Genomic DNA, 16,595 nt, shown 5'->3' on the forward strand with positions numbered 1-16,595 from the left:
ATTCGCGTTCCAGATTCGGGTTTAAATCAGTCCTTGTTTTACCAGGTCGTGCAGATGCAGCACGCCAAGATAACTGTCTCCTTCGGCAACAACAAGTTGTGTGATTTCGGCCTTGCGCATAAGATCCAGCGCATTCACGGCCATTTCGCCTGGCGCTATGGTTTTAGGATTGAAAGTCATGATGTCTCTTGCCAGGATGTTGCTGATGCTGTCGCTCTTTTGCAACATACGCCGCAGGTCGCCATCGGTAATAATGCCCATGAGCTTTCCGTCGGCGCCGGTAACGGCCGTTACCCCCAGCCTTGTTCTCGTCATTTCCATGATCACTTCTTTCACCGATTGCGTTGCCTTCACTTCTGGCTTTTCGTTGTCCACGTACAAATCATTCACACGCAGGTAAAGCTTCCGGCCCAAGGTGCCGCCGGGATGTAACTTGGCAAAATCTTCCACTTCAAAGCCGCGCTTCTCCATCAGGCAAACGGCAATGGCATCGCCCATTACCAATTGCGCCGTGGTACTGGTGGTTGGTGCCAAGTTGTTCGGACAAGCCTCTTGTTCTACGGTTGTGTTAAAAACAAAATCCGATTTTTTAGCGAGGTAAGAGGCCGTGTTGCCCGTGATGGCCATAAGGCAATTGCCGAAGTTTTTGATTAGCGGCACAAGGATTTTTATCTCGGGGCTTTCGCCACTTTTGCTGATGACGATAACGATGTCTTCCTGCTGTACCATGCCCAAATCGCCGTGAATGGCATCGGCCGCGTGAAGAAAAATGGCCGGCGAACCAGTAGAGTTAAGCGTGGCCACGATCTTTTGTGCGATGATGGCACTTTTGCCAATGCCACTAATGACGATTCTTCCTTTGCAGGAAGCCAGTTGCGCAACGCCTGCTTCAAAGCTTTCGTCCAGCAAATTCGCCAGGTTCTTCACCGCTTCGGCTTCCATCGCAATTGTTCGCAACGCAGCCTCTTTTATCGTCATCGTCGTTTTCAAGGCCGCAAAAATAATCGGTATTAACAGGAATGAAAGAAGATGCTCTTTATTATTTCTATTTAACTAAGTGATTACCGTCAATAGTTGTCATTTTAACTATTTTCTGTCCCGAAAAAAATTTTCGCGGGTTAAATTCGTCTCCCTTTTGAATCAACAGCCCAATGAAAATGGCGTCTTCCCGCCGCTTACCTGTCTTACGAAAGACAATCCCTGCGTGTTGTTTTCCTTGTCGGCTGTTTTGAAAAGGGCGATTTGAATGATATGCTTTCGAGCACAAATACCTGATGATGCCAACAGTAAAAAAAACCACTTCAAGAAAAACCAGTCCCAAAACCCTCAAAACCACCGGCGCCGATTTACGAAAAGCGCTGCTTACCCATTTTGGCTTCAAAGATTTTAAAGGACAGCAGGAGAACGCCATCAATTCCCTGCTCTCCGGAAAAGATACGTTTGTGATCATGCCCACCGGGGGTGGCAAAAGCCTTTGCTACCAACTACCGGCCATGATCAGCCCGGGTGTGGCCATTGTGGTCAGCCCACTGATTGCGTTGATGAAAAACCAGGTTGACCTGGTACGCGGCTACAGCAGCAAAGACGAGATTGCACACTTTTTAAACTCAACGCTTTCCAAAAAAGAAATCAAAGAAGTTCACGACGACCTGAAGTCCGGCCACACCAAGATGCTGTACGTAGCGCCTGAAACGCTGACTAAGCAAGACAATCTCGATTTCTTTTCCGACCTGGAGATTTCGTTTTTCGCCGTGGACGAAGCGCATTGCATTTCGGAGTGGGGACATGATTTCCGTCCCGAATACCGCCGCCTGCGCGAAATGATGGACCAGATTTCACCTTCTTCACCGGTAATTGCCCTTACGGCTACGGCCACTCCAAAAGTTCAAAGCGACATCGTCAAAAATCTCAGCCTTCGCGACCCGAATGTTTTTATTTCCTCCTTTAACCGGCCCAATCTTTATTACGAGATTCTGCCCAAGATTAAAAAAGAGCAAACGCTGAAAAGCATCGCCAAATTCATTGTGCAGAACAAAGGCAAGAGCGGCATTATTTATACACTGAACCGCAAGACTACCGAAGAACTGGCCGACATGCTGATGGCCAACGGCGTGAAAGCCGTCGCCTATCACGCAGGCCTCGATGCCAAACTCCGCGCCGAGCGGCAAGACCAATTCTTGAACGAAGATGTGCAGGTGATTGTGGCCACCATCGCCTTTGGGATGGGCATTGACAAACCGGACATCCGCTTTGTCATTCACTTCAACATTCCAAAGTCCATCGAAAATTATTACCAGGAAACCGGCCGTGCGGGCCGCGACGGATTGGAGGGCAAGTGCATTCTTTATTACTCGCACAAAGACGTTTCCAAGCTGGAACATCTCATGCGCGACAAGCCGCTGACTGAACGCGAAGTGGGCGCCCAACTCATTAACGAGTCGGTTGCCTACGCCGAGAGCGGCGTGTGCCGGCGAAAAATTTTAATGAGCTATTTTGGCGAAGAGTACGGCGATAAACCCTGCGGGTCCTGCGACAACTGCCTGCATCCAAAAGAAAAAGTAGAAGCAAAGGAAAACGTGGTTCAGGCCATTAAAGTAATTAAAGCGCTGGACGAACGGTTTGCTACGGACTATACCGTGAAAATCATCACCGGTTATCTTACGCCGCAGATCAAAATGTTCCGCCACGAAGGACTGGAAGAATTTGGCATTGGCAAAGAACAAAACAATCATTTCTGGAATTCCCTCATCCGGCAAATGCTGCTGGAAGGCCTGCTGAAAAAAGACATTGAAGAATACGGCGTGTTGAAGCTGACCAAAAAGGGCGAAGAGTTTTTCAAGAAGCCAAAGTCTTTCCCCGTTGTTCTCAACCATCTTTACGACGACGCCGACGAAGAAGATGAGGACGAAGGCACAGACGAAGGCACCGGCGTGGCTTTGGATGAGAAGCTGTTCAACATGCTGAAAGAACTTCGGCAGAAAGAAGCAAAGAAAAAGAACCTGCCGCCCTTTGTAATTTTCCTGGAAACTTCGCTGCAGGACATGGCCACAATGTACCCAACCACAACCGCCGAACTGGAAAAATGCCAGGGCGTGAGCAAGGGCAAGGCCATTCGGTACGGCAAGCCTTTTATTGACCTGATTGCGCAGTACGTTCAGGACAACAAGATCGAAAAGCCGGATGATTTTGTGATGAAAAGCGTGGTAAACAAGAGCAGCAACAAGGTGGCCATCATTCAGCAGGTAGATAAAAAAATCCCGCTGGAAATCATTGCCAAGAACAAAGACCTGCGTCTTGATGATTTACTGGAAGAAATGGAAACCATTGCGGCTTCGGGGACGAAACTGAACCTGGATTACGCTATCTCGGATATGCTTGATGAATACGAGCAGGAAGAAATTATGGATTATTTCAAGGGCTGCGAAACCTCGTCGCTGGACGTGGCACAACAGGAATTATCGGACGGCAATTACAACTGGGAGCAGTTGAAAATTATGCGAATCAAGTTTTTGAGCGTGTACGGCAATTAGGCTGGAATTAAAAGAGAAAAGAAATTTTTCAAAAACTCTTTCTTTCTTTTCTCTTTTTACCGCTTAGCTCCTTATTTTTGCTGCCCGCTTGGCGGAAGGCTGGTGCGGTAGCTCAGTCGGTAGAGCAAAGGACTGAAAATCCTTGTGTCGCCGGTTCGATCCCGGCCCACACCACAGAAAAAGACCCGGTTAAAAGCCGGGTCTTTTGTTCAAGTATCTTCTGCGCCAACAGAGACCAAAAATACACCTCCTCATTACTGGTTATATACAGCCATAATCAATTCACTCGGGTTAAATGGGTACAAGTAAAACGCTATCCTTTTCTTTAGCTGCTTAGAATGGCAGTGTCTTAATGCACAACAGTGGCATAAAGCACAACGTCGTTAAAGTCATGATCACAGGAGACAGTGGCCCGGTCTGCGTCCTCAAAGCCGATGAGAAGCTTGCTTTCTGCCGCATAATTAACAAGTACGGCATGCTTTTTTAAGTTGGCGTCCACTTCCGGATTGAGCGCATCGTTGGAACAAAAGTGAATCGCATTGTTATCTGGCTTTTTTGCAGCGGGTTGCCAAGCGCTCTGCAACAACACCAATCCAATGGAAGTGCCTGCATCAAAGTGCCCAATTTTCACTTTGTCGCCAGGTTGCAGAGGAGAATTCGATTTGACGTTTGGAAAAACGTAGGTAATTTTTTTGATATCGCTGGCTGTTTTTGGCGCCTGACCCGTAGGAAATGTATAATAGCCAAATGCATTGTTCGAGGAAGTGGCTTGGTAGAGAAACGTGATGTATACATCCGAAGCCTGCGTAAGGGCAATATCAGCCGTGGCGTTAGACGAAAGCAGTGAAGGATTGGTGTTGCGAAGGTCCTTCCCTTCGGGTAGCGTGAGATTCATAAAATTAAACAGTGCTGCTGAGATAGTGTCAGGAGCCATAAGGCAGTCAGGCCTTCCCGAAGCATCCCATGTACAAACGTTTTCGTAAAACGTGTCCGTAAAGGACACTGGCTTCGATTGGGCACCATCTGACGTTGCTTCCGTTTTTTTGCAAGAAACCAGCGCAGCCAATGCTGCAAAGAACAAGGTAGATTTCATTTTCATAGCCTGAGGAATTTGTTTTAATAGTGTAGAGGCCGTTTTAATTACTACAAAACGAATGCCGCGAAGATTTACGGAAAAAACTAGCTTGGAAATAGCAAGAAAAATAGGTCTGCCCTCTTTTAATCATACGCTTCGTTGCTCCTTAATTCGGTCAGGGTTTCGCTTCTTTTATGTACGACACAACTGTTTAATCGTACAGCGGAAGAAAGTCAAATATTCGAAATACGTCGAGAACAATTGCGTAACAATCCGGCAGGCCGGTGATTCAACAGATTATAAACAAAAAGCTCAATTGCCCGGGCAATTGAGCTTTTTGTGCTTGCCGGCAAGCATTACTTTCTCGACGCAAGTCGCGCCAACAAACGCAGAATGTTTAAGTACAGCCAAATCATGGTTACCATAAGGCCGAAGGCACTGTACCATTCAAAATATTTTGGTGCGCCTTGCGCGGCTCCCTGCTCAATCAAATCAAAATCAATCATGAGGCGCAAAGCGGCAATCACAATCACAAACAGGTTGATGCCGATGGCCAGCGGACTACTGTCGTGCAGGTAATAAAAATGGCTACCCGTGAGGTTGAGGATGAAGGCGACAATGTAAAAAAGCAGGATGGCGATCATGGCCGTAAAAACAATTTTGCGAAAGGTGTTTGTGACCCGAATGATGCGGAAATAATACAACACAAACATGCCCGCAGCCACCCCAAAGGTCATAAGCACGGCCTGCATTACAAGACCGGGATATTTTTGCGCAAACGCCGCTTCCAAAACGGCAGAAATAGCCCCGAGAAACAAGCCCTCACACAAGGCATAACCAAGCGCCAAATAAGGCGCCCAGCTTTGCTTGAAAATGATAACGAGTGCCAGTACAAAACCGCCAACGGCGCCACCAATGGCCCAAGGCATCACATCGCCGCCTTTAAAAAATTCGCTCCAGGTGAACGAAGCCGCACCAAGCACCATTACCAGCAGCAGCCCGAATTTTTTCATGGCACCGCTTGCGGTCATTAATTCTTCGTTGCCTGTGACGGTAACGTTGTTGAATACTTTTTCGTTGATGGCCGGATTACCGCTTTTAAAAAGTCCCATAGAATAAACGTTTAGGTTTAGGATTTAAATGTAGATGTAAATTCAACTAAACAAAAGTCAATTTACCGCTGACTTGCAATGAGCAGATTAAGGTCCGTGTATTTCAAATTAAACCTCTCGCTCAAATAAAAATTCGTCAACGCCCCTTTGAACATGTAGATGCCGGTGCGTAAGTGTACTTGATGCCAAACCATGTGTTCAAAGCCTCCGTCCTCGCCGGCCTCCAAAAGCAGCGGCATCAGCACGTTGCTGATGGCTTGCGAAGCCGTTCTTGCAAAGCCCGACGGGATGTTGGGCACGCAATAATGAATCACACCGTACTTGGTAAAAACAGGGTTTTGATGCGTGGTGATTTCGGACGTTTCAAAACAGCCGCCGCGGTCAATACTTACGTCAATGATCACGCTACCGGTACGCATACTGCTCACCATTTCTTCGGTCACAACCACCGGCGTGCGACCGCTGGCATTGCTCAAAGCTCCCACCGCCACTTCGCAGGTTTTTAATTGCTTGGCCAACATGCGCGGCTCAATCACCGACGTCCACAAACGATGACCAATGTTGTTCTGCAAGCGTTTCAAGCGATACACGCTGTTATCAAAAACTTTTACCGATGCACCCAGTGCAAGCGCCGCACGGGCTGCATTCTCACCCACGATGCCCGCCCCAATGATGATGACCTTTGTAGGCGCAATGCCTGAAATGCCGCCGAGCAAAACGCCCTTGCCGTGATTGGCCGAGGAAAGATATTGCGCTGCTATCAACATCACCGCACTGCCCGCAATCTCACTCATGCTGCGCACAATGGGATAAGAGCCGCTGTCGTCTTTCAAGTTTTCAAACGAGATGGCCGTGATGCGTTTGTCCATCATCTTTTGCAACAACTCGGCTTTTAAAATGGAAAGATGAATGGGCGAAATTATCATTTGCCCTTGTTGCAAAAACGGAAGATCATCATCAATGACCGGTGCGCTTTTTACAAGAATAGGCGCTTTGTACACTTCTTCGCGTTCGTAAACAATCTTGGCGCCCGCTTCGCTGTAATCGCGGTCGGCATAGTGACAGGCTTCGCCAGCGTTGTGCTCAATGGTTACGTGATGGCCGTTGCTTACCAGCACGCCAACCGCATCCGGCGTAAGCGCCACGCGGTTTTCCTGAAAGGCTGTTTCTTTGGGAATGCCGATGTGCAATTGCGCACCTTTCGGTTTGATGTCTAATGTTTCTTCCAGGGTTTCGTAGCTAAACGACGTACTCACCATTGGCTTTACCGACATAGGCGTTGGTTATCTTTATTTGTTCACTTGTTTACTTGTTACGGAAGGCGGTGACGTTTTTGAAATCCATCACGCCAACAGGTGAACAAGTAAACAAGTGAACCCGTGAACAAAAATTCGTTGACAAATTACGATTGTTCTTTTACACTCTGTTTTGGCAGCAACAGCTTCACACGGCGTTCCGTTTCGCCAACCGCTTCAATAAAAACTTTAACGGCCGCATCGTCAAACAGGTCCGGTGCTTTTTGCGGCCATTCAACAAAGCAAATGTTGCCGCTGTAAACACAATCTTCCACGCCGGCCTGAATGATTTCTTCTTCGTCTTTGAGACGATAAAGGTCAATGTGATAAATCATTTTCTCTTCGCCGTTTTCCGCGTAGCTATATTGGTTGATAATGGAAAACGTGGGCGAACCCATTCGTTCCTTTACGCCTTTGGCGGCACAAAGCGCTTCAATAAGCGTAGTCTTTCCTGCACCCATTTCGCCATTAAACAAAAAAACTTTTGCGTCGCCGGCCTGGCGCCAAAACGCCTGCGCAAAAGAGGACAATTGATCAATAGAAACGGTAACCATGTTGCGCAAATTTAACCCATGTTTGCAACGCCGTTGAAAAGATAAAAAGTCCCCGGCTTTCCTGCGGCAGCATCACTTTCTACCTTTGCTTTTGCAAAGGAAAAGGCAACGCACATGGAAAAAATAGCTTGGAAAGTAGAAGGCATGCACTGCGCCAATTGTGCGCTCAGCATCAACAAATATTTACAGAACAAAGGCGCAAAAAACGTGTCGGTGAATGCCATTGACGGCGACGTGTCGTTTGAAGTGGTGGAGAAAGAAGCGCCGCAGCAACTGGCGCAAGGCATTGAGCAAATGGGTTACAAAATAAGGCGCGAAGAAGGCGGCAAGGCTATCGAAAAAAAGCCTTTTCTTGCCAACCATCTGCAACGCTTTTTGTTTTGCCTGCCGTTTACATCCGTATTGATGCTGCACATGATTCCAGGGCTGCACATTCATTTTTTAATGAACCCCTGGGTACAATTGGCGTTAACATTCCCGGTATTTGTTGTGGGCATGAATTTCTTTGGCCGCTCGGCCGTTAAAAGCCTGCGCAACGGCATACCCAACATGAACGTGTTAATCACCGTTGGCGCACTTGCTGCATTTGTTTACAGTTTGACTGGCGCCATCATGGGCTTGGGCGATAACTATCTTTTTTTTGAAACCGCCGCTACCATCATTACGCTTGTTTTTTTTGGCGAATACCTCGAACATGCCTCCATTCAATCAACGCAACGTTCATTAAAAGCGTTGGCCAAATCGCAAAAGGTGATGGCCAACATGATCGCCTTCGATGGTGACCATCAAGAACATATTTTCCCGATTGAAAACACGCAGTTGAAAGTGGGTGATTTGGTGCAAATAAATACCGGCGAACAAGTGCCTGCCGATTGCAAAATTTTATGGGGTGAAGCCGAACTGAACGAAGCCCTGCTCACCGGCGAAAGCGCAGCCATTCACAAGAAAGCCAAAGACTTCATCATCGGCGGAAGCGTGGTGGAAAGCGGCACGCTGAAAGCGCAGGTAACGGCAGTTGGCGGCGATACGGTTTTATCCGGCATCATCAACCTTGTAAAAAAAGCGCAGGGCGAAAAGCCGCCGGTGCAGCAAATGGCCGATAAAATCAGTGCGGTTTTTGTGCCCACGGTTATTACGCTTGCGCTGATTGCGCTTGCGGTGAACTGGGTCGTTTTAAAAGATTTTACGCCGGCGCTTTTGCGCAGCATTGCCGTGTTGGTGATTGCCTGCCCTTGCGCCATGGGCCTAGCTACGCCGGCGGCAATTGCGGTTGGCTTGGGAAGAGGCGCACGCAACGGCATCCTCTTTCGCAACGCAAAAAGTTTGGAGCTTTTTAAAGACGCAAAGCAGGTTGTGTTTGATAAAACGGGAACGCTGACAACGGGAAAATTTGCCATCAGCAATTGGAGCTTGACAAACGGCATTGCAGAAGACGAATTCAAACGCATTGTTTATTCGCTGGAAAAATATTCATCGCATCCGCTGGCCAAAAGCATCACAGCGCAATGGAAAACAGGCAGCGAAATTCGTTGGAAAAAGATTGACGAGATAAAAGGTCTTGGTTTGCATGCAACCGACATGCAGGGCGATCAATACGCTGTTGGTTCAATCAAAATTTTAGAAGGCATCGTGGCCGAGAAAAATCCCAACGTTTACGTCACCAAAAACGGCGAACTACTCGGTTGGATTGACTTGCAGGACGAGCTGCGCCCCGAAGCAAAACCCGTCGTTCAGTTCCTGCACTCGCACGGCGCCAAAACCATTTTGCTGAGCGGTGATACCTACGCAAAGAGCAAACAAATTGCTGATTCACTCGGCATTGAAGAAGTCATTGCCGAACAAACGCCTGAACAAAAACTGCAAAAGATTGCGGCGCTTTCAAAAGAAGCCACGACCGTAATGGTGGGCGACGGCATCAACGATGCGCCGGCTTTGGCCAAAGCCACCATCGGCATTTCCATGAGCGAAGCCTCGCAGCTTGCCATGCAAAGCGCACAAGTGGTTTTAATGGGCGGCGATTTAAAAAAATTGCCAACGGCTTTGGGCCTCGGCAAACACACTTATCTCACCATCAAGCAAAACCTCTTCTGGGCTTTTGCGTACAATATCGTCGCCATTCCGGTGGCAGCTTTTGGCTTGCTCAACCCAACGTTTGCGGCATTGGTCATGGGCGTTAGCGACGTGGTGCTGGCCATCAATTCCGTTCGTCTTTACGTGAAGAAAGTTGTGTAAATTTTATCTTCAGGATCATGAAGCAAGGGCTGACTTATTCTTTAATCTTTTTGTTTGCCTGTGTCGGCTCAGTAGGAAAGCCATCTGCATCGCAGCATAAATGCGAAAGCATTCGCGGTAGTTGGGCATCTAAATTCATGAGACAACGCTCTATCCTTTCATTTAAGGATTCGGTTTACTATTCAATCTACGATCGTTCGTTTGCGTATCGATGTTTTGACGACTCGTTAATCATTTTATTTCCCGATAAGGAAACGGGCGGGAAATTCAGGATACACAGCGATACGCTTTTCCTCAATTTTGAAAACAGCAGCGACACATTGCTACGGCAGGTCCGAAGAAATAAACAGTACTGAGAGCAGAGCCTTCTGCAGTTGACGAAATGAGCTTAATGATTTTTAATCGTGGATTGATTAATTTAGGTCTTTCTAATCAGCTCATGCAAGGCACGTACTCTTTAAAAAGCTTCGACATCTTTGAGCTTTCCAAAAAGCTGGTGCTTGCCTGCTATGCGCTCACCGGCACCCTTCCTTCCGAAGAAAAAACAGCCCTCACGCAATACATTCGCCACGCGGCTTTGTCGGCGCACATCAGCATCGCACAAGGCGCTTTTCTGAAAAAGAAAAAAGCCCGCAAAAAATTTTTACAGGACGCAAAGAACGCACTGCTTATTATTGATGCGGCAGTGGACGTACTTGTGGAAGCAGGCCTGGTTAAAGCCGAAGAAACCAACGAAGTGCAGCAGCTTTCATCTACTTGCTACCAGTTGCTTGGCCGCTTGAAAAAAGAGAACTAATGCGTATCGTTGCACTGAATGGCGGACCTTCTTTCCATATTGAGTCGTTATTGGGGTTATGAAGCCTTTCGTCCGCAGCAGGAGGAAATCATTCAATCGGTTTTAGACGGCAAAGACACATTGGCTTTGCTGCCAACCGGCGGCGGCAAATCCATTTGCTACCAGGTTCCGGCCTTGGCGCAAGAAGGCATCTGCCTTGTTGTTTCGCCGCTCATTGCCTTAATGAAAGACCAGGTTGAGGCCCTCAAAAGCCGCGGCGTCGGTGCCTTAATGATTTATTCTGGCATGACGCGAAAAGACGTCCTTCGAACGTTGGAAAACGCACGACAGGATTATTTCAAATTTCTTTACGTTTCGCCGGAGCGATTGGAAACATCGCTGTTCAAAGAATATCTTCCGGCACTAAACGTGAACCTTATTGCAGTGGACGAAGCGCATTGCATCTCGCAATGGGGTTATGATTTCCGGCCTTCGTATTTAAAGATTGCGGCTTTAAGAGAAGAACTGCCGAACATTCCCGTGTTGGCAGTTACCGCTTCCGCAACCGAAGCCGTACAAAAAGATATTTGTGACAAACTTCATTTCCGTCATACAAAAATCTTTCGTCAATCTTTTGAAAGAAAGAATCTCTCCTACTCTGTTTTCAATGCCGAAGCAAAAGCAACAAAACTCGTTGATGTATTAAAGAAGGTTGACGGCCCGGCCATCGTTTATTGCAAAACCCGCAAGCGTACCAAGGAAATCGCTTCGCTGCTGCAAATGCACGGAATGTCTGCTGATTTTTACCACGCGGGTTTGTCGTCGGAAGAAAGAAGCAGCCGGCAACAGGAATGGATAGGCAACAAAACCCGCATCATTGTTTGCACCAATGCTTTCGGCATGGGCATTGACAAACCCGATGTGCGCATCGTGGTGCATACCGACCCGCCGGATTGCCTCGAAAATTATTATCAGGAAGCGGGACGCTGTGGCCGCGACGGCAAAAAAGCGTACGCAGTTTTGTTGTATGATGAAAAGAACATTGAAGAACTCGAAGGGCTGCACCTGCTTCGCTATCCTTCTTTTGAAACGATAAAAACCGTTTACGAAGCCGTTGTCAATTTTTTGCAGATACACGTTAACGAAGGTGGAGACAGAAGCTATACGTTTCGCTTTGATGATTTTGTGCGCAACTTTAAGCTGAACGTTCACCAGGTTTTATATGCCCTGCAAGCCCTGGAAAGCGACGGCTGGCTTTCCTACAACGAAAAGGCTTTCACGCCGTCCACACTTTGTTTCACCGCATCAAAAGAAAGGCTGTACGAGTTCTACCAAAATCATCCGGAATATGAAAGCACGTTGACCACCCTGCTCCGCACGTACGAAGGCATCTTTGATTTTCCCGTCTTTATTTCGGAAACTTTGCTTGCAAAATTGTTACGAGAAGAAGAGGGAGCGGTGAAGGAAAACCTGCAAAAGATTTCGGCCTACGGCATTGTTCGCTACACGCCGCAGAACGATGCCCCGCAATTAATGTTCTTAAAAAACCGTGTTGCGACAAATGATCTGCGCATCAACCTGGCAGCTTACAACAGCCGCAAAGAAGTCTTTGTTGCACGGGTACAAAAGATGATTCAGTACATCCGTTCATCTTCCTGCCGCAGCCGGTTTACCGGTCATTATTTTGGCGACGCAGAGGCAAACGATTGCGGCGTTTGCGATAACTGTCTTCAAAAAAAGAAAAGCCTTCTTACCACTGAAGAGTTTGAGCGCATTACAAGCGCAATCCTTGGCCTTCTTGGTCAAAACGCTTTCAGCATCGCTGACCTGATCGGTGAACTAAAAACGTTTCGCACCGAAAAGGTTTGGGAAGTCCTGCGCTTTTTACAGGCCGAAAACAAAATTCACACAAGCGCCGGAGGCAGTCTTTTTCTAAACGGTAAAACAACGGCGTAGCCAGCGCAGTCTGCTGTTGCAAAACTTCTCCTTTCCGCAGACCTTTGCCTTTTCATCAAAAGCCTATCCCCATGGAATTTATGTGCGCATTGTCGGTGGATGGTTCGCTGGCAACCTACCGGGTGCAGAAGAAAAGCAAGAACAGTTATGCCGCCACGCTGCGAACGGCCAAGGACAAGCAGGCCGATGCTCCTTCCGAAATTACACTGGTAAAAAACGCGGCCGGATGGACTGGAGTGCCCGAGCACGAAGAAATTGTTCGCGGTCTTGTAAACGCCATCGAAGCAAAGGGCAGTCTGGACGATGAATCGCAAAGCCCGGCCTCCTGAAACCGCGTCTTTGCTGGCTTACGCAGAGTCTTTAACAAGTTTGGAAAGGTTTTTGGAAAGAGCAAGGCAAACGCCTACCATGAGTGACAAAAAGATTCTGCTGCTCGACGATAACAAGGACCTGTTGCTGATTGTGCAGATCATTTTAAAATCACAGGGCTACGAGGTGGTACAAGCCTGTTGCGTAGAAGAAGCGGCACAAAAAATAAAAATTCACCAGCCCTCGCTGATATTGATGGACGTGTTTATTAAAGACCAGGATGGCCGCGAGTTTTGCAGCCTGTTGAAACACGATCCGGACACATGTGGCACCAAGGTTATTATGATGTCGGGCATTGACGCTGAAAACGAATCGCTGTACGCCGTTGGTGCTGATGACTTTATTCCGAAGCCTTTTAACTACGACGAGCTTCTGGAAAAGGTGCAGCGCCAAATCGCACCGGTGGAAGCCTAACCTCAATTCGCATTCCTAAAAACAAGCACGCATGCAGCCGCTTCACCGGCTGCTTTCAGATACAAATTTTTCGTGCAGCAATGATCTTTCTATTCATTGACCGTCGTTGCGGTTTCATTTGAGCGAAATCGAAGGCACCCTTGTGCGCTTTGTTCGCTATGGGTCTGAACAGAAATTTATGGAATGTATAAGATGGCCGGGATAAATCATCCATTTTATACTTTCCGTTCAGCAATGTTCTGAACCCTGAAGAGTGCGACGCAACCAGTGCCCAACAGAATTACCGGGGCTGGCTCCAAAAAAATTCTGTGCGCCGCAAAAACTATTTGTGCATGATTAGAGTATGCGCCTGCGCTTTGGTGACAAAGCTCTTTGGCTGGCCTTCACTTGCAATGGTGCCTGGAGCGCATTTGTAGGATTCGCTGAGCCCAGCTACTCCCGAGGTTTCCTTGTGTATAAAGTTTAAATAAACAGAACAAGCCAGTAGCGTAAACGAACAAAAATTAAGCAAACGGCGGAAGCGGCGTTTCATGACATTGGGATTTGGAGGCGAAACTAACCCGGTTACTCCACAAGTGCAACTACTTGAAAAAAAATAAGCGAAAACACGTAAATCTTTTTGCGAGATCATTTGCTCTAAAACAAAAAGCCCGCAATGCGGGCTTTTATAAAAGGTTAGCGAAAAGTTTTTACGCGGCAATGTGGTGTTTCTCCGCGTATCGTTTCCACCAGGTTTTTTCTACTTCTTTGTTCCAGGCAAAATAAGACTTCGTGTCGGCCTTGCAAACGTCGCAATGATGCAGCTTGGGCGCACAGGAGTTGCACTCGGGACAATAGTTCAGGTAAAGCCGCCATTTGCCTACCAGGCGTTGCGGCGTGGTGATAGCGCGGTTCGCACTGCGGCTTGTAAAATAAACCAGGCGAAGCGCAACTGAATACAGCGAAAAAAATGGAGCAATTAATCGTATTGAAAGCTGCTTCATAAAAATTGGATTGATTCTCTAATGTAGAGTCACTGCCGAACATTACCAACTATTTGCGCCTCATCTAAAAAAATCGGGCAGTTCTACCAAATATTATTCGTAAAAATACCGGCAGTTAATCAGGGCAAATGCGTTAATGGCTTTGCGTTCCTCTCCGTTGCGCTGCTTACTTCATTGTTTCCAGTTTTTTTTGCAGTGCAAACATTTCGTCGCGCAGCCTTGCGGCTTCCATAAAGTCCATGTCGCGTGCCGCCTTTTCCATTTCTTTTTTGGTCGAAGCGATTTTCTTTTCCATTTGCGGAATGGTGGTGTATTCCGCTTCATCTTCTGCGGCTTTTGCAACGGGAATTTCATCTATGGCAAATGGTGAATCAGGGTCATAGCCTTTGATTTCGAGAACGGCCGTCTGTCCCATGATTTGCTGTACGGATTTTTTTACCGTTGTGGGCACAATGCCGTACTGCGTATTGTAAGCAAGTTGCTTTTCTCTTCTTCTGTCGGTTTCATCTATTGTACGCTGCATGCTTTCGGTCATCTTATCGGCATAAAAAATCACCAGGCCTTCTACGTTGCGGGCCGCACGGCCGGCGGTTTGCGTAAGGCTTCGTTCGTTGCGCAGAAAGCCTTCTTTGTCGGCATCGAGAATGGCCACAAGAGAAACTTCGGGCAAATCCAACCCTTCGCGCAAGAGGTTTACGCCAACCAAAACGTCGATCTTTCCAAGCCGCAAGTCGCGCAAAATCTCTACTCTTTCCAGCGCATCTATGTCGCTGTGAATGTATCTCGATTTGATGTCAATGCGCTTCAGGTATTTGTCCATTTCCTCGGCCATGCGTTTGGTAAGTGTTGTTACCAAAACGCGGTCGCCTTTCTTTACCCGCTTGTCAATTTCATCCAGCAAATCATCAATTTGGTTTACACTTGGACGAACGTCAATCGGCGGTTCCAGCAAGCCCGTTGGACGAACGACTTGTTCTACAACCACGCCGCCGGTTTGTTCCAGTTCGTAATCGCCGGGTGTGGCACTCACGTATATGGTTTGATTCAGCAGGTTCTCGAATTCATGAAAGTTTAAGGGCCGGTTATCAAGCGCCGATGGCAGCCGAAAGCCATAATCAACCAAGGTTATTTTACGGCTTCTGTCGCCGCCGTACATGCCGCTTACCTGGGGAATAGTTTGGTGGCTTTCATCAATCACACACAAAAAATCTTTCGGAAAATAATCCAGCAAACAGAAAGGCCTTGTGCCGGGTTTTCTCCTGTCGAAAAACCGCGAATAGTTTTCAATGCCGTTGCAAAAACCCAGTTCGCGAATCATTTCCAAATCGTATTCCACTCTTTCTTTCAATCGCTGCGCTTCAATAAACTTCCCCACGCTTTTAAAGTACTCCACTTGCGCCTGCATCTCGTCCTGTATTTCATACATCACGTTTTGAATCATGTCCTTTGGCGCCACGTATAAATTAGCGGGAAAGATGGCCGCATTGTCCAACTTGCCGATTCGCTTTCCCTGCTGTACGTCTATGCTTTCTATCTCTTCAATTTCATCACCAAAAAAAGTGATGCGATAACCAAAGTCCACGTAGGGCAAATTGATATCAACCGTATCACCTTTTACGCGAAATGTGCCGCGGGTAAACTCGATAGACGTGCGGTTGTAAAGCGAGTTGACCAATGAGTGAAGAAAGCCTTGACGCGATAATCTATCGCCTTTGGCAATGCGAATGATGCCGCTTTCGTAATCGGTAGGATTGCCCATGCCGTAAATGCAACTCACACTCGCCACTACGATGATGTCTCTCCGGCCCGAAAGCAGGGACGTTGTGGCCCGCAGCCGGAGCTTGTCCAATTCCTCGTTGATGTTTAAATCTTTCTCAATGTATGTATCGGTTGTGGGCATGTAAGCCTCGGGCTGATAATAATCGTAATAGGAAACAAAGTATTCAACCGCATTGTCCGGAAAAAATCCTTTGAACTCGCCATACAATTGCGCCACAAGGGTTTTGTTGTGCGTAAGCACAAGTGTTGGCCGCTGCACGTTCTGAATAACGTTGGCAACGGTAAAGGTTTTGCCCGAGCCGGTTACACCCAGAAGTGTCTGGTGCTTTTCACCGCTCAAGATGCCTTCGGTGAGTTGCTGAATGGCCGTGGGCTGGTCGCCGGCGGGTTTGTAAGGAGATTGAATCTGAAATCCCATGTCTTGAATCGAAATAACAAAGCTAACCGCTGAGTACGCGAATTAGTCGAATGTTTGAATGAATTTGCGTTTTAAAGAATTACAATTTTCGTGCAAAAAGACG

Annotated in this window: 13 protein-coding genes and 1 tRNA gene; 7 read left to right on the plus strand and 7 right to left on the minus strand. The window is 47.5% G+C overall.

Features of this window, described 5'->3' with window-relative positions; all coding sequences use genetic code 11:
• Window positions 1-21 precede the first annotated feature (21 nt).
• Window positions 22-990, minus strand: a complete 969-nt coding sequence (locus FSB75_RS14305; protein ID WP_227990591.1) for a KpsF/GutQ family sugar-phosphate isomerase — start codon at window positions 988-990, stop codon at window positions 22-24.
• Between the two features lie 284 nt (window positions 991-1,274).
• Between FSB75_RS14305 and recQ the strand changes: the two genes are divergently transcribed.
• Window positions 1,275-3,530: a DNA helicase RecQ gene (recQ, locus tag FSB75_RS14310; RefSeq protein ID WP_146788881.1), complete on the plus strand. Its 2,256-nt coding sequence runs from the start codon at window positions 1,275-1,277 to the stop codon at window positions 3,528-3,530.
• Between the two features lie 101 nt (window positions 3,531-3,631).
• Window positions 3,632-3,704 (plus strand) — tRNA-Phe (locus FSB75_RS14315).
• Between the two features lie 175 nt (window positions 3,705-3,879).
• Here the strand turns inward: FSB75_RS14315 and FSB75_RS14320 are convergent.
• The 4 genes from FSB75_RS14320 to tsaE form a co-directional block, all read right to left on the minus strand.
• Window positions 3,880-4,629, minus strand: coding sequence for a DUF4114 domain-containing protein (locus FSB75_RS14320; RefSeq protein WP_146788883.1), 750 nt, complete (start codon window positions 4,627-4,629; stop codon window positions 3,880-3,882).
• Between the two features lie 332 nt (window positions 4,630-4,961).
• Window positions 4,962-5,717, minus strand: a complete 756-nt coding sequence (locus tag FSB75_RS14325) for a Bax inhibitor-1/YccA family protein (RefSeq protein WP_146788885.1) — start codon at window positions 5,715-5,717, stop codon at window positions 4,962-4,964.
• A 62-nt stretch (window positions 5,718-5,779) separates the two neighbouring features.
• Entirely contained in the window at window positions 5,780-6,991 is a 1,212-nt protein-coding gene (locus FSB75_RS14330; RefSeq protein WP_146788887.1) for an alanine dehydrogenase, read from the minus strand.
• Window positions 6,992-7,119: 128 nt separating this feature from the next.
• Window positions 7,120-7,566, minus strand: coding sequence for a tRNA (adenosine(37)-N6)-threonylcarbamoyltransferase complex ATPase subunit type 1 TsaE (tsaE, locus tag FSB75_RS14335; protein WP_146788889.1), 447 nt, complete (start codon window positions 7,564-7,566; stop codon window positions 7,120-7,122).
• 114 nt (window positions 7,567-7,680) lie between these two features.
• Here tsaE and FSB75_RS14340 point away from each other — a divergent pair, with 114 nt between their 5' ends.
• The 5 genes from FSB75_RS14340 to FSB75_RS14360 all read left to right on the plus strand — a co-directional run bounded on the left by FSB75_RS14340 (window position 7,681) and on the right by FSB75_RS14360 (window position 13,312).
• Window positions 7,681-9,798 (plus strand): heavy metal translocating P-type ATPase, encoded by a 2,118-nt coding sequence (locus tag FSB75_RS14340; protein ID WP_146788891.1) that lies wholly within the window; start codon window positions 7,681-7,683, stop codon window positions 9,796-9,798.
• Window positions 9,799-10,189: 391 nt separating this feature from the next.
• Window positions 10,190-10,594: a four helix bundle protein gene (locus FSB75_RS14345; RefSeq protein WP_172623154.1), complete on the plus strand. Its 405-nt coding sequence runs from the start codon at window positions 10,190-10,192 to the stop codon at window positions 10,592-10,594.
• A gap of 18 nt (window positions 10,595-10,612) precedes the next feature.
• Window positions 10,613-12,529 (plus strand): RecQ family ATP-dependent DNA helicase, encoded by a 1,917-nt coding sequence (locus FSB75_RS14350; protein ID WP_146788895.1) that lies wholly within the window; start codon window positions 10,613-10,615, stop codon window positions 12,527-12,529.
• Between the two features lie 71 nt (window positions 12,530-12,600).
• On the plus strand, window positions 12,601-12,858 hold the full coding sequence (locus tag FSB75_RS14355) for a hypothetical protein (RefSeq protein ID WP_146788898.1): 258 nt from the start codon (window positions 12,601-12,603) through the stop codon (window positions 12,856-12,858).
• 79 nt (window positions 12,859-12,937) lie between these two features.
• On the plus strand, window positions 12,938-13,312 hold the full coding sequence (locus FSB75_RS14360) for a response regulator (protein ID WP_172623155.1): 375 nt from the start codon (window positions 12,938-12,940) through the stop codon (window positions 13,310-13,312).
• 689 nt (window positions 13,313-14,001) lie between these two features.
• Here FSB75_RS14360 and FSB75_RS14365 read toward each other — a convergent pair.
• Together FSB75_RS14365 and uvrB are read right to left on the minus strand one after the other, a co-directional pair.
• Complete coding sequence (locus tag FSB75_RS14365; RefSeq protein WP_146788902.1) at window positions 14,002-14,295, minus strand: hypothetical protein; 294 nt, start codon at window positions 14,293-14,295, stop codon at window positions 14,002-14,004.
• A 166-nt stretch (window positions 14,296-14,461) separates the two neighbouring features.
• Window positions 14,462-16,492: an excinuclease ABC subunit UvrB gene (uvrB, locus tag FSB75_RS14370; protein WP_146788904.1), complete on the minus strand. Its 2,031-nt coding sequence runs from the start codon at window positions 16,490-16,492 to the stop codon at window positions 14,462-14,464.
• Window positions 16,493-16,595 lie beyond the last annotated feature (103 nt).

The sequence above is a fragment of the Flavisolibacter ginsenosidimutans genome (assembly GCF_007970805.1).
Taxonomy (GTDB): Bacteria; Bacteroidota; Bacteroidia; order Chitinophagales; family Chitinophagaceae; genus Flavisolibacter; species Flavisolibacter ginsenosidimutans.